Annotated in this window: 13 protein-coding genes; 4 read left to right on the top strand and 9 right to left on the bottom strand. The window is 70.4% G+C overall.

Translation table 11 applies throughout. The features are described 5' to 3' along the window. The first annotated feature begins 50 nt into the window (after nt 1-50). The 3 genes from ACZ7LS_RS25075 to ACZ7LS_RS25065 all read left to right on the top strand — a co-directional run bounded on the left by ACZ7LS_RS25075 (nt 51) and on the right by ACZ7LS_RS25065 (nt 2,709). On the top strand, nt 51-1,175 hold the full coding sequence (locus ACZ7LS_RS25075) for an ABC transporter ATP-binding protein (RefSeq protein ID WP_382524007.1): 1,125 nt from the start codon (nt 51-53) through the stop codon (nt 1,173-1,175). 266 nt (nt 1,176-1,441) lie between these two features. Next, complete coding sequence (locus ACZ7LS_RS25070) at nt 1,442-1,864, top strand: hypothetical protein (RefSeq protein WP_382524005.1); 423 nt, start codon at nt 1,442-1,444, stop codon at nt 1,862-1,864. A gap of 38 nt (nt 1,865-1,902) precedes the next feature. Further along, complete coding sequence (locus ACZ7LS_RS25065; RefSeq protein WP_385135010.1) at nt 1,903-2,709, top strand: nucleotidyltransferase family protein; 807 nt, start codon at nt 1,903-1,905, stop codon at nt 2,707-2,709. A gap of 191 nt (nt 2,710-2,900) precedes the next feature. Here the strand turns inward: ACZ7LS_RS25065 and ACZ7LS_RS25060 are convergent, their stop codons facing one another. The 7 genes from ACZ7LS_RS25060 to ACZ7LS_RS25030 form a co-directional block, all read right to left on the bottom strand. Then, entirely contained in the window at nt 2,901-4,709 is a 1,809-nt protein-coding gene (locus tag ACZ7LS_RS25060) for a DoxX family protein (protein WP_382666979.1), read from the bottom strand. A 138-nt stretch (nt 4,710-4,847) separates the two neighbouring features. After that, a complete protein-coding gene (rlmB, locus tag ACZ7LS_RS25055; RefSeq protein WP_382523998.1) occupies nt 4,848-5,798 on the bottom strand; it encodes a 23S rRNA (guanosine(2251)-2'-O)-methyltransferase RlmB in 951 nt (316 codons plus the stop codon). Between the two features lie 151 nt (nt 5,799-5,949). Further along, a complete protein-coding gene (gene cysS / locus ACZ7LS_RS25050) occupies nt 5,950-7,350 on the bottom strand; it encodes a cysteine--tRNA ligase (protein WP_382523997.1) in 1,401 nt (466 codons plus the stop codon). A gap of 183 nt (nt 7,351-7,533) precedes the next feature. Beyond that, nucleotides 7,534-7,938, bottom strand: a complete 405-nt coding sequence (locus tag ACZ7LS_RS25045; protein WP_382523994.1) for a PPOX class F420-dependent oxidoreductase — start codon at nt 7,936-7,938, stop codon at nt 7,534-7,536. A gap of 155 nt (nt 7,939-8,093) precedes the next feature. Further along, entirely contained in the window at nt 8,094-8,603 is a 510-nt protein-coding gene (gene ispF, locus ACZ7LS_RS25040; RefSeq protein ID WP_382523992.1) for a 2-C-methyl-D-erythritol 2,4-cyclodiphosphate synthase, read from the bottom strand. After that, nucleotides 8,593-9,339, bottom strand: a complete 747-nt coding sequence (gene ispD, locus ACZ7LS_RS25035; protein WP_382523989.1) for a 2-C-methyl-D-erythritol 4-phosphate cytidylyltransferase — start codon at nt 9,337-9,339, stop codon at nt 8,593-8,595. The genes ispF and ispD overlap by 11 nt, the downstream gene beginning before the upstream one ends. A 310-nt stretch (nt 9,340-9,649) precedes the next feature. Beyond that, nucleotides 9,650-10,132, bottom strand: coding sequence for a CarD family transcriptional regulator (locus ACZ7LS_RS25030; RefSeq protein WP_003953493.1), 483 nt, complete (start codon nt 10,130-10,132; stop codon nt 9,650-9,652). Nucleotides 10,133-10,811: 679 nt separating this feature from the next. On the opposite strand from ACZ7LS_RS25030, the gene ACZ7LS_RS25025 reads away from it, so the two are divergent. Then, nucleotides 10,812-11,507 carry a copper chaperone PCu(A)C domain-containing protein gene (locus ACZ7LS_RS25025; RefSeq protein ID WP_382523986.1) on the top strand — a complete coding sequence of 232 codons (696 nt, stop codon included), beginning with the start codon at nt 10,812-10,814 and terminating at the stop codon, nt 11,505-11,507. A 195-nt stretch (nt 11,508-11,702) separates the two neighbouring features. Here the strand turns inward: ACZ7LS_RS25025 and phoP are convergent, their stop codons facing one another. Together phoP and phoR are read right to left on the bottom strand one after the other, a co-directional pair. Continuing rightward, nucleotides 11,703-12,374, bottom strand: coding sequence for a two-component system response regulator PhoP (gene phoP / locus ACZ7LS_RS25020; RefSeq protein WP_023540733.1), 672 nt, complete (start codon nt 12,372-12,374; stop codon nt 11,703-11,705). Between the two features lie 5 nt (nt 12,375-12,379). Further along, a complete protein-coding gene (gene phoR / locus ACZ7LS_RS25015) occupies nt 12,380-13,642 on the bottom strand; it encodes a two-component system sensor histidine kinase PhoR (protein ID WP_382523982.1) in 1,263 nt (420 codons plus the stop codon). Between the last annotated feature and the right edge of the window lie 56 nt (nt 13,643-13,698).

Below are 13,698 nucleotides of genomic sequence, written 5' to 3'. Positions count from 1 at the left end.
CTTTACTCGGATCGTCCGGCACGTTCCTGCCGGTGAGGGGACACATCGCCATGGCAACTGTCTCGTTCGACAAGGCAACCCGCGTCTACCCGGGTTCCACCAAGCCCGCTGTCGACCAGCTGGAGATCGAGATCGAGGATGGCGAGTTCCTCGTCCTCGTCGGTCCGTCCGGCTGCGGCAAGTCGACCTCCCTGCGCATGCTCGCGGGTCTTGAGGACGTCAACGGCGGCGCCATCCGGATCGGTGACCGCGATGTCACGCATCTGCCGCCGAAGGACCGGGACATCGCCATGGTGTTCCAGAACTACGCGCTGTACCCGCACATGTCCGTCGCCGACAACATGGGCTTCGCGCTCAAGATCGCCGGCGTGAACAAGGCGGAGATCCGCAAGAAGGTCGAGGAGGCCGCGAAGATCCTCGACCTCAGCGAGTACCTCGACCGCAAGCCGAAGGCGCTCTCCGGTGGTCAGCGGCAGCGTGTCGCGATGGGGCGCGCCATCGTGCGTGAGCCGCAGGTGTTCCTCATGGACGAGCCGCTGTCGAACCTCGACGCCAAGCTCCGTGTCTCCACCCGTACGCAGATCGCGTCGCTCCAGCGCCGCCTCGGCATCACCACCGTCTACGTGACCCACGACCAGGTCGAGGCCATGACCATGGGCGACCGCGTGGCGGTCCTCAAGGACGGTCTGCTCCAGCAGGTCGACTCGCCGCGCAACATGTACGACCGCCCCAACAACCTCTTCGTCGCCGGCTTCATCGGCTCCCCGGCCATGAACCTGGTCGAGGTGCCGATCACCGATGGTGGTGTGAAGTTCGGCAACAGCGTCGTCCCGGTCTCCCGTGACGCGCTCGCCGCGGCCGCGGACAAGGGTGACAAGACCGTCACGGTCGGTGTCCGCCCCGAGCACTTCGACCTCGCCGAGGAGAGCGGCGCCGGCAACGCGCTCTCCAAGGACGCTCCGGCCGGTCTGGCCGTGACCGTCAACGTCGTCGAGGAGCTGGGCGCCGACGGTTACGTCTACGGCACCGCCGACCTGGGCAGCGAGAAGAAGGACCTCGTGGTCCGCGTGAACGGCCGCGCCGTACCGGAGAAGGGCGCCAAGCTGCACGTCGTCCCGCGCGCCGGTGAGACGCACGTCTTCTCGACCTCGACCGGCGAGCGCCTGACCGACTGAACGAGCTGACCGAGCGAGCCGGCCGAGCGCCGACCCCGGCGCTCAGGCCGGACGGCTGACGCGCCCGCAGCGCCTCCCGGCCCGAATCCGTCCGCACGGCCCCGCACTCCGGTGCGGGGCCGTCCGCGTGTGACAACAAATACCCCGGCAGACAGGCCATTTCGGACAGGGGGTGTCAACGCCCGATTCGAAAAGCCCGGTCGAACCATCCCTCACACGAGTGACTAAATGTCGCCAAATCATTACTGCCCGCTACGCTCGCCTGCGTGACCCACACAGCCCGCCGTATCGGCCGAACTCTCGCTCTCGTACTGCCCGTCGTCCTGGTGCTCTCCGGGACCCTCGCGGTCGCCCGTGTCCCGTGGGCGGCCAGCACCTCCGAGTCGCAGGTCCTGACCGCCTCTTCGGACACCGCCTCGGTCCGGGCCAAGTCCCGTACGCCCCAGGACATCCTCCGCGACCAGCTCCTCGTGGAGTTGCAGGAGAAGGATCCCGGCATCGCCCTGACGCACCTTCAGCGGCAGGTCGAGGAGCGTCCCTCGCTCGCCAAGCACTGCATGTCGATCGCGCGGGCCCTCGGCCGCGCCGCCGTGGCCTCCTACGGCCCCACGCGCGCGCAGTCCTTCTCGCGTCCCGTGTGCGACACATCGTTCGCGTACGGCGTCTCCCAGCAGTCCGCGGGGAGCTGACCGCCTGCTCCCTGCCCGCCCCGCCTATCGTTCACGGCATGCATACGTATCCGACGCAGGCCGTGGTTCTCGCGGGCGGCCAGGGGTCGCGGCTGCGCCCGTACACCGATGACCGGCCCAAGCCGATGGTCGAGATCCCCGGAACAGGGACCCCGATCATCGGCCATCAGCTGTCCTGGCTCGCCGCCGAGGGCGTGACCGATGTCGTCATCTCGTGCGGCCATCTCGCCGAAGTCCTCCAGGAATGGCTGGACTCGGCGGATCTTCCGCTGCGTGTCACCACCGTGGTGGAGTCCGAGCCCCTGGGGCGCGGCGGCGGCCTCAAGTACGCCGCCGCGCGCCTGCCCGCCCCCGATCAGCCCTGGTACGCCACCAATGGCGATATCTGGACACGTTTCTCGCTGCGCGAGATGGCCGCGTTCCACTCCGAGCGCGACGCGACCGCGACGCTCGCCCTCGCCCGGCCGCGCATTCCGTGGGGGGCCGTCGAGACGGACGAGTTCGGCCATGTCCTCGACTTCATCGAGTCGCCCCCGTCGCCGTATCTGATCAACGCGGGCGTGTACGTGTTCTCCTCGGGCTTCGTCGAGTTGCTGCCCGACCGCGGCGACCACGAGCGGACCACTTTCCCCCGGCTGGCGCGGCAGCGCCGGCTGGCGGGCTATCCGCTGCCGAACGGGGCGTACTGGCGGGCCATCGACACCGCGAAGGACCTCACGGAGGCGGCCAAGGAGCTGGCTTCCGGCGGTCCGGGCGGCCCCGGGCGTCCCGGGCCCCTTGGCAGCCCTGGCGGCCCCGGGAGCCTCGGCAGCCCCGGGAGCCCCGGGAGCCCGGTAGGACGCTGACGGCGGCTCCTGAGACGCCTCACGCGCACACCACAAGCACGGCACGAGCACGGCACGAGCACGAGCACGTCAGAGGGGCGGCCACCCGACCGGGGTGGCCGCCCCTCACTTCTGGTCTCGGTCGTCTCCGTACGGGGCTCACTCGTCCCGGTACAGGTCCCAGCCCCGGTACCGGGCGTCCCCGTACGGCGTCAGCCGAGCAGGCCGCCGATCGGGTTGCGGTTGCCGCCGCCCGAGGACGAGCCTCCGGTGCCGGATCCCCCGTCGCCGCCGCTGCCGCTGCCGCTTCCTCCGCCGCTCCCGTCGCCCGCGCCGCCCGTGGAGGACGGTCCCTGGCTGCTGGACGGCGGCGGGGCCTGCTCCGCCGTCCGCGGGGCCTGCTGAACCGTCCCCTGCGTCTGGCTGGGCTGCTGTTGCCGCGTCCGTCCCGTACCCGTCGTGGCACCGCCGCTCTCGCGGACCTGCCCGTCGCTGCCCGGCGCGGTCTGCGGGGCTGTGGGGCTGCCCGAGCGGGTGGCCGACGGTTCGGACGAGGCGCCGCCCTTGGCGCCCCCGCTGTCGGGCGAGCCGGACGCGCTGCTCGTCCCTCCGCCGCGCTTCTGCGGCAGCGGGACGCCCGGCAGCTGGTTGACCGGGTCCACGTTGGGTCCGGGCACGGTCACCATCTCGGAGGACCGTACGGCTCCGCCCAGGACCGAACCGACCAGCAGCGTGAGGCCGATGACGACGGTCGCCACGACCGCGCCCCGGCGCAGCACCCGGCGCCGCAGATCCCAGATCTCGGAGCGCGGTCCGAGCCTGCGCCACGCCTCGCCCGCGAGCCTGCCGTCCACGGAGTAGACCGGGGCGCCCGCGATGATCAGCGGGGACCAGGCCGCGAGGTAGATGATGTCGGGCGCGTCGTACGCCGGGACGGTCCGCCAGCTGACGGTGAGCAGCAGCGCCGCCGAGAGCAGCGCCCCGACAGAGGCGGCGACCCGCTGCCAGAGGCCGAGGACCGTCAGTACGCCGACCACGATCTGGAGGAAGGCGACGCTGAGGCCCGCGCCGACGGGGTGCGAGAGCGCGAAGTCCCGCAGCGGCTCCGCGAGGGCCCAGGGGTGCAGGGAGTTGAGCCACTTCACCATCGAGCCGCGCTCGCCGCCGTCGAAGTAGACGGGGTCGCAGAGCTTGCCCATGCCGGCGTAGATCGAGATGAAGCCGAGGAAGACGCGGAGCGGGAGCAGCACCACGCCGAGGTTCATCCGGCGGCCGGGGTAGTACGCGTGCCGTACGCCCGCGTCGGCGGCGCGTGCCCCCTCCGCGCCGTGCCGCGGGAAGCGGTCCCGGTCGTCGGCGTCGGGGCCGAGCTCGTACGGCTCCTCGTCGGGCGCGTCGTATCCGGCGTCGTAGCCGGAGTCGTACCGGGAGCCGTAGCGCGAGTCGCGGCGGGAATCGGCGTCGTAGGCCGTGTCGTACGCGCCGACCGCCTGCCGCATGGGCGGCAGCAGCGGTGTGGCGGCGGTGCGAGGACCGGACGGCGCCGGTACGCCGACGCGCGGGGCACCGACGACGGGTGTCGGTACCGTCGACTCGCCGTCGACGCCGATCCGTGGGATGACCTGCGTGGCGCCGCTGTCGTACCCCCTTCCGGGTACGTCGGGCAGACCGGGCGTGTCGCGGTACCCGCCGCGGGCCGGCAGCGCGGAGGAGTTCCGTACCGCCTGGAGGAGTCCGCTGGCTCCGGGGTCCCCCGGCTCGGACTTTCCGCTCCAGACGACGGGCGCCCTGCGGCGCGCTCCTCCTCCACCGCCCCCGCCGCCCCCGCCGCTCATGGCGGGCATACGCGCGGAGTCCGCGGCCGCGGCGCGCGCGGCGCCGGGGCGCTGGGGCGATGCGAGCTTCACCCGGAAGCTGGCGTGGTTCACGATGACCTGCGCGGGGTCGCAGTCCACTTTGAGCATGCTCAGCGGGGGCTGATCGTCGAACCCGGGCCGGGGCGTTCTGGTGTCCACACTCATCTAACCGAGTGACTTGTGTTTAGGACACTGCCTTGACGCGCGGGAAATGTCCGAGACCCGTCAAGATCACCACGGAGGCCCGGTCACAGGCCCCCGGGCACTCCTGAAGGGTGTCCGGTCACACACCCCCGGCACCCCTCAGGACCTGCGGCGCGACGCCTCGTACAGCACCACTCCCGCGGCGACACCGGCGTTCAGCGACTCGGCGCCGCCGGGCATCGGGATCCTGACCCGGAAGTCGCAGGTCTCGCCGACCAGCCGGGACAGCCCCTTGCCCTCGCTGCCGACGACGATCACGACGGGCCCGCCGAGGGCCGCGAGGTCACCGACCTCCGCCTCGCCGTCCGCCGCGAGGCCGACGACGGTCAGGCCCGCCTTCTGGTACGCCTCCAGCGTGCGGGTGAGGTTGGTGCAGCGGGCGACCGGCGTACGGGCCGCCGTACCGGCCGACGACTTCCAGGCACCGGCCGTCATCCCGGCGGCGCGCCGCTCCGGTACGACGACGCCGTGTCCGCCGAAAGCGGAGACGGAACGGACGACCGCGCCGAGGTTGCGCGGGTCGGTGACCCCGTCGAGCGCGACGATCAGCGGGTCCTCGCCGTCGTCGAAGGCCGCCGCGGCGAGGTCGTCGGGGTGGGCGTACTCGTACGGCGGGACCTGGAGGACGAGGCCCTGGTGGTTCAGGCCGTTCGTCATCCGGTCCAGCTCGGGCTTGGGCGCCTCCATCAGATGGATGCCGCCGCGGTCGGCCGCGAGCTGGAGCGCCTCGCGGACGCGCTCGTCGTTGTCGATGAACTGCTGTACGTAGAGCATCGAGGCGGGCACGCCGTCGCGCAGCGCCTCGAAGACGGGGTTGCGGCCGACGACCATCTCGCTGGTGCCCTTGCCGCCTCGGCGCGCCACCTGGCGGCGGGCGGCCTGCTTGGCCTTGGAGTTGGCGGCGCGGTTCTGGACATGGCCCTTGCGCGCGGACGCGGGCGGGGTCGGGCCCTTGCCCTCAAGCCCGCGGCGTCGCTTGCCACCGCTGCCGACCTGCGCGCCCTTCTTGTTGGACGTGCGGCGGTTCCTGCGCTGGCTGTTCCCGGCCATGACCTACCTGTTTCGTTGCTTCAGAAGTGCTTCTGGAAATGCTTCGGAGGGCGCCTGGACGTATGTCGGACGTGCGTGCGCCACGTCAAGTTCCACGCGTCAGCGTACGCAAGTGTGCCGCCCGGCGGACCGGGCGGCACAGATGCCCAGGTCAGCGCGGTCCGAGCGTCCAGCGCGGGCCCGAAGGGCCGTCCTCGATGACGAGTCCGGTCTGCTGGAGCTGGTCCCGGATGGCGTCGGCGGAGGCCCAGTCCTTGCGGCCGCGCGCCGCCTCGCGCTGTTCCAGCACGAGCCGTACGAGCGTGTCCACGACGCCGTGCAGATCGTCACCCCGGTCCGTCTCGCCGGCCCAGTGCGGGTCGAGCGGGTCCAGACCGAGGACGCCGAGCATGGCCCGTACCTCGGCGAGCCGGGCGACGGCCGCTTCCTTGTCGTCGGCGGCCAGCGCGGAGTTGCCCTGCCGGACGGTGGTGTGGACGACCGCCAGCGCCTGCGGGACGCCGAGGTCGTCGTCCATGGCCTCGGCGAAGGCGGGCGGCACCTCGTCCGCCGCGTCCACGATCCCCCCGGCCTTCTCCACCACGCGCTGGACGAAGCCCTCGATCCGCGCGAAGGCGGACTCCGCCTCGCGCAGGGCCTCCTCGCTGTACTCGATCATCGAGCGGTAGTGCGGGGTGCCGAGGTAGTAGCGCAGCACGATCGGACGCCAGTGCTTGACCATCTCGGAGACCAGCACCGAGTTGCCGAGCGACTTGGACATCTTCTCGCCGCTCATGGTGACCCAGGCGTTGTGCACCCAGTACTTGGCGAACTCGTCGCCGTACCCCTTGGCCTGCGCGATCTCGTTCTCGTGGTGCGGGAAGATCAGGTCGATGCCACCGCCGTGGATGTCGAAGACGGTGCCCAGGTACTTGTGGGCCATCGCCGAGCACTCCAGATGCCAGCCGGGCCGGCCGCGTCCCCAGGGGGTCTCCCAGGAGGGCTCGCCGGGCTTGGCGGCCTTCCACATGGCGAAATCCCGCTGGTCGCGCTTGCCGGTCTCGCCCTCGCCGGAGGGCTGGCGCAGATCGTCCAGGTCCTGGTTGGACAGCTCCAGGTAGCCCGGGAAGGAGCGGACGTCGAAGTAGACGTTGCCGTCGGCCTCGTACGCGTGACCGCGCTCGATCAGGCCCCGCATCATCTCGATCATCTCGGTGATGTGGCCGGTGGCGCGCGGTTCGTAGGTGGGGGGCAGGCAGCCGAGGATGTCGTAGCCCGCGTTGAAGGCGCGCTCGTTCTCGTAGCCGATCGCCCACCACGGCCGGCCCTGGGCGGCCGACTTGGTGATGATCTTGTCGTCGATGTCCGTGACGTTGCGGATGAACGTCACGTCGTAGCCGCGGTACTCGAACCAGCGGCGCATGATGTCGAAGTTCAGTCCCGACCTGATGTGCCCGATGTGCGGGGCGGCCTGCACGGTGGCGCCACACAGGTAGATCGAGACACAGCCCGGCGTGAGCGGGGTGAAATCACGGATCTGCCGGGCGCCGGTGTCGTACAGCCGAATAGTCACGCGACAAGGGTAGTGCGCCTGGGGTAGTGCCCCGCGACCCTTTGGGCCACGGGGACACCCAAGCGTGACAATTGTGACCTCGACCGGCGCAGACACGCCCGGCCCAGCCCAGGCCGGTCCCGGCCGGGACCGGCCGGGACCGGCCGGGACCGGCCGGATACGGCCGGCTCGGATACGGCCGGCTCAGATACGGCCGACGACCTTGCGCGGGGTGATGCGGACGACCACGCGCTCGGCGTCCTCGCCGGAGGCCGGATTGAACTCGGCGTACGGCTTGCCGGTGTACTTGAGCGACAGTTCGTCGATCAGCTCCTGGCCGCCCTCGGTGGTGAGTTCCGCGGTGCCGCGGATCTCCGCGTACGTGTACGGGGCGTCGGTGGGCTGCGCGACGACCGTCACCCGGGGGTCGCGGCGCAGGTTCCTCTCCTTGCGGCGGCCGATCGTCGTCGAGATGAGCACGTCGTTCCCGTCGCGCTTCACCCAGACCGGCGACACCTGCGGGCTGCCGTCGGGCTGGATGGTGGCGATGTTGACGAAGATCGGCTCGTCGAGGAGGTGCTTGAGCTCTTCGGAGAGTTCGGCTGACATGACTGCCTTCCTGATGCCTGAATCCTGATGCCTGGCACACGAGGTGAATCCGGAGGGACGGACGCCGGTTCGCGTACCCGTTGATGCTCCCTCAACCCACGCCCGCCGACCGGCATTTCAGGCCGGTCGGTCGGCGGGCGTCTGCCGCGTACCGCTCAGTCGTTCCGTACCACCAGCGCGGTGGCGATCGCCGCCAGCCCCTCGCCCCGGCCCGTGAAGCCGAGCCCGTCGGAGGTGGCGGCGGAGACCGCGACCGGCGCGCCGACCGCCGCGGAGAGGACCTTCTGCGCCTCTTCCCTCCGCTTGCCGATCTTCGGCCGCACGCCCACGACCTGTACGGCGACATTGCCGATCGTGAAGCCCCCGGCGCGGACGATCCTCGCGGCCTCGGTGAGGAGCGTGATCCCGGACGCGCCGGACCACTCGGGGCGGCCGGTGCCGAAGTGGGCGCCCAGGTCACCGAGCCCGGCGGCGGAGAACAGCGCGTTGCAGGCCGCGTGCGCGACGACGTCCGCGTCGGAGTGGCCCGCGAGCCCGGGGCCCTCGCCCTCCCAGAGCAGGCCCGCGCACCACAGCTCGCGGCCCTCCTCGAAGGCGTGGATGTCGGTGCCGATCCCGACCTGCGGCAGCGCCACGGCCATCGGCGGCCGGCTGTCAGAAGCCATCGTTGGCCCTCCTCCGGGCGAGTACCGCCTCGGCCAGCACCAGATCCAGCGGCCGGGTCACCTTGAACGCCTCCTCGTGTCCCGGCACGACCACCACGGGCGCGCCGAGCCGCTCGACCATACCGGCGCAGTCCGTCGCGCCCTCGCCGACCGCCGTCTCGCTCCGGTGGGCGCGCTGGAGCGTCTCGCGGTCGAAGCCCTGCGGGGTCTGTACGGCGCGCAGCAGCGCGCGCTCGGGCGTGGCGACGACCGGCTCGGGCTCGCCCTTCGCCCGGGGCTCGACCTGCTTGACGGTGTCCGCGAGCGGCAGCGCGGGCACGACGGCCGGCGCTCCGTCGCGTACGGCCTCGACCACGGCGTCCACGGTATCGACGGGCACGAGCGGGCGGGCCGCGTCATGGACCAGGACCGTGGTGATGCCGTCGGGCAGGGCCTCGATGCCGAGGCGTACCGACTCCTGGCGGGTCTCGCCGCCGGGTACGACGAGATAGTCCGTGCGCGCGGGCAGCGCGTGGTCGTCGAGGAGGTTCTTCACTTCGGGGGCGCCCTCGGGCGGCGCGACCACGACGACGAGCGAGACGGCGCGGGACGCGGCCATCGCGCGGACGGCGTGGATCAGCATCGGTGTGCCGCCCAGGGTGCGGAGCGCCTTGGGGGCGCCGGGACCGAGCCGTACGCCCCGGCCTGCGGCGGGGATCACCGCGGCGGTGCGGTGGGGCTTGGCTTCCTCTGACATCGGTTGCACTCCGGCAGGTTTGTTTCCTCGGCCGACATGGGTATGGCCACAGCGTGCCGGGCGCGACGCCTTGACCGGACCCTTCCGTGACACCGGGTCGAGACGCACCGCGCCGGCCGCGAGCGACATGCTCGTGACAGTTGTGTGGTGTCGCGAGCATCACGACAAGTCAATGCGTACGGGGGATGCATACGGAATGTCGGACGGGATGCGGGTATACGGACATGCCGCAGCGCCCGGCGACGCAGCCTTTTCCTTATAGCTGGTCAGCGGGCACCACGGCATTCAGTGCTTCACTGCGTCAAGATATTCAGGACGCGAGGACCTCGTCGAGCAGAGCCTCGGCCTTGTCTTCATTCGTGTTCTCCGCGAGAGCCAGCTCGCTGACAAGAATCTGCCGCGCTTTGGCGAGCATGCGCTTCTCACCTGCGGAGAGTCCACGCTCACGCTCCCGGCGCCACAGGTCACGCACGACTTCGGCGACCTTGATGACGTCGCCGGAGGCGAGCTTCTCGAGATTTGCCTTGTAGCGACGGGACCAGTTCGTCGGCTCCTCTGCGTACGGTGCCCTGAGCACCTCGAAGACCCGGTCCAGCCCGTCCTGACCGACCACATCGCGCACGCCGACGAACTCCGCATTGTCCGCCGGTACACGCACCGTCAAGTCGCCCTGGGCGACCTTGAGCACCAAGTAGGTCTTGTCCACGCCTTTGATCTGGCGCGTTTCGATGGCCTCGATCAGCGCGGCCCCGTGATGGGGATAGACCACGGTGTCGCCAACCTTGAACGTCATGTGACAGGTACCCCTTCCGTGGCTATCCAGGGTAACACGAGAATGGCATCTTCTGAATGGCGTTTTCGCAGGTCAGGGCGCATCTCGGGGCTTGACAACAGCGCCAGGAACGTGCTGCGAGCGGCTTCCGGAAGGGGGTATTCGCAGGTCGGAGCGGCTGCGCGGGCACACGGAAACACGCGCGTCACTCACCATGGAACCCCACCCGAAGAGGCTGAACGTCCCGATTTGCCGGATTCAAGGGGCCGATCTTCCCGTACTCCGTTCGGATGTCGGTCACTCGTACGACGGGAAGTGCTACGGAAGTACAACGGAAGTAGGAGGGATTCTGAATTTGATCACCATGGCCTCCCGCGCGGTATTCGTAAGGAATGCGCGACGCCCGGAGGAATTGATCACCGGCATTATGTGAACGGCGTGCGAAAGACCGAGATCACGTAGCTGATCGCAGATGTGATCAGAGGTGCGATCGGAGCCTGAGTCGGGGGCGGGATCAACGGGGTGACCGGTGCGCCCCGCGCGGCCGGGACCGGCCGGAACCCGTCGGGGGCGGGTCGGGTGCGGGGCCGCCACAACGGCTCGGTAACCTGAGGGCCGCTGACGCTTCTTTAGCCCGATCCCAGGTTGGTCAGCTCGTCCTGAGCCCCTCCGTCCGTACGTCCTAGGAGTTGCCGCCGCCGTGAGCCGCAGCCTTCGACGCGGCGCCCTCGCCGCTACCGCCCTCGTGTTCTCACTCGCCACGCTCTCCGCGTGCGGGGCCGGCAACAACGCGCAGACCCTCGGCGTCAGGCCGGACAACGCCGCCACCTCCGTCGACGTCATCACCATCCAGAACGCGACGGTCGTCACCCAGCCCGAGGCCGACGCGGAGGGCCTGGCCGTCGTCACCGGCACGGTCTTCAACAACGGCAAGAGCGCGCAGACCCTCGACTCGGTCACGCTGCCCGGTACCAGCGCGACGGTGAAGCTGTCGCCGGCCAAGGGCTCCGGCCCGGTCACCGTGCCGGCCCACGGCTCCGTCCAGCTCGGTGGCGCGGGCAACGCCTCCGCCGTGATCGAGAACGGCCGCGAGGCCGCGAAGAACGGCGACGCGCAGCAGGTCGTCTTCACGTTCAGCAAGACCGGCGACGTGGGGCTGCGTGCCTTCGTCTGGCCGGCGGACAGCTTCTTCAAGGATGTCGGCCCGAGCGCGCTGCCGACCCCGCCGGGAAGCTCGGTCTCGCCGTCGGGAACGCCCGCCGCGGGTGCCGAGGGCGAGAGCGCCGGGAGCGAGAACGCCGGAGGCGAGAGCACCGAGGGCGGGACCGGCCAGCAGGACGGCCTCACGGACACGCCGTCGGACTCCTCGTCCGCCTCGCACGACGCCGCGGGCTGAGGTACGGGCACGCCATGACATAGCTGTGGCGCCCCGCCCGGGATTCCGGGCAGGGCGCCACACCACAGCCACACGCCGCACATGACGCGCGTCACACGCCACGGATGACGCGCGTCACACGCCACGGATGACGCGCGTCACACGTCACGCGCCGCACGCGTCGCGCGCGGAACCACAGGCGCCGGGGAGTCCGGTTTACGGCTCGAACTTGTAGCCGAGGCCGCGGACCGTCACCAGATACCGCGGGGCACCCGGATCGGGCTCGATCTTGGCGCGGAGCCGCTTGACGTGCACGTCCAGGGTCTTGGTGTCGCCGACGTAGTCCGCGCCCCACACCCGGTCGATCAGCTGCATCCGGGTCAGCACCCGGCCCGCGTTGCGGAGCAGCATCTCCAGCAGGTCGAACTCCTTCAGCGGCAGGTCGACCTTGCCGCCGGAGACCGTCACCACGTGACGGTCCACGTCCATCCTGACCGGGCCCGCCTCCAGGGCGGCCGGGGTCACCTCTTCCGGCTCGCCGCGACGGCGCAGGACCGCGCGGATACGGGCGACCAGCTCCCGCGAGGAGAAGGGCTTGGTGACATAGTCATCCGCCCCTATCTCCAGGCCGACGACCTTGTCGATCTCGCTGTCCTTGGCGGTCACCATGATCACCGGGACATTGGACTTGCCACGCAGCTGGCGACAGACCTCGGTGCCCGGCAGGCCGGGCAGCATGAGGTCGAGCAGGACGAGATCGGCGCCGTTGCGTTCGAACTCATCGAGCCCCGCGGGCCCGGTGGTCGCGATCGCGACCTCGAAGCCTTCCTTGCGGAGCATGTAGGAAAGGGCGTCGCTGAAGGATTCCTCATCCTCGACGACGAGCACTCGGGTCACGGAAGGACCTCCGGGGCAGGAATCACGGTCGGGGTATCCAGCTCGATGCTGGGGTCAGTGTCATAGCTCCGGTCGACTTCGTCCGGGCCGGTGGGTGTGCGGTCCCGTCCGGCGCCCGCCTCGGGCAGCCTCAGGGTGAAGGTGGAGCCCTGGCCTTCCGAGCTCCATACGGTGACCTCCCCGCCGTGCGAGGCGGCCACGTGTTTGACGATGGCGAGGCCGAGCCCCGTACCGCCGGTGGCCCGGGAGCGGGCCGGGTCCACGCGGTAGAAGCGTTCGAAGATCCGCTCGCGGTCCTTCTCCGAGATACCTATGCCCTGATCGGTCACGGCTATCTCGATCAGGTCCCCGCCGGTGGCGGAGACGCGGTGCGCGGCGATACCGACGCGCGTGCGGGCCGGGGAGTAGTTGACGGCGTTCTCGACGAGATTGCCGAGAGCGGCGGCGAGCTGGCCGCGGTTACCCCATACATACAGATCGGCCGTACCGCCCGAGGCCATGGTGATCTGTTTGGTGGACGCGGGCTGCCGGGACCTGTCGATGGCCTCGGCGACCAGTTCGTCCACCCGTACGGACTCCGAGTCATCCAGCGGGTCGTCGTTCTGCACCCGGGAGAGGTCGATGAGTTCCTGTACGAGATTGGTGAGCCGGGTCGCCTCGATCTGCATGCGGCCGGCGAAGCGGGTGACCGCCTCGGGGTCGTCCGAGGCGTCCATCACGGCCTCGGAGAGCAGGGAGAGCGCGCCGGTGGGAGTCTTGAGTTCGTGGCTGACATTCGCCACGAAGTCGCGCCGTACCGCTTCGATACGGCGGGCTTCCGTGAGGTCCTCGACCAGAAGGAGGACGAGGCGGGAGCCGAGCGGGGCGACCCGGGCGGAGACGGCCAGGGCCTCCCCCCGGCCCGTACCGCGCCGGGGGAGATCCAGCTCCACCTGCCTTATCTCGCCGTCGCGCCGGGTGTCGCGCGCCATGTGCAGCATCGGCTCGACAGCGAGTTTGCCGCCCCTGACCAGTCCCAGCGCGTACGCCGCGGAGCTGGCCTTGACCACGGAGTCGCTCTCGTCGAGAACGACCGCGGAGGAACGGAGCACGGACAGTACGGTGTCGACGCCAGGGGGCAGTACGGCATCCGTGTGCAGGGAGGTGCGGGTGGGTCTTGCCTGGTCGCGTTCGCTCCAGCGAAACGCCAGCATGGCGATCACGCCGGTGCACACCCCGGCGATCGCTGCCAATGCGGCGACCGCCGCGTTCACGTCCATGTATCCCAGGTTATGCGCGGTCACGGACGCTCTCCCAGCCCTACGAGTGTCTCCTG

Source organism: Streptomyces sp. NPDC039430, from assembly GCF_055639435.1.
This window is presented reverse-complemented; position numbering and strand designations above follow the sequence as displayed.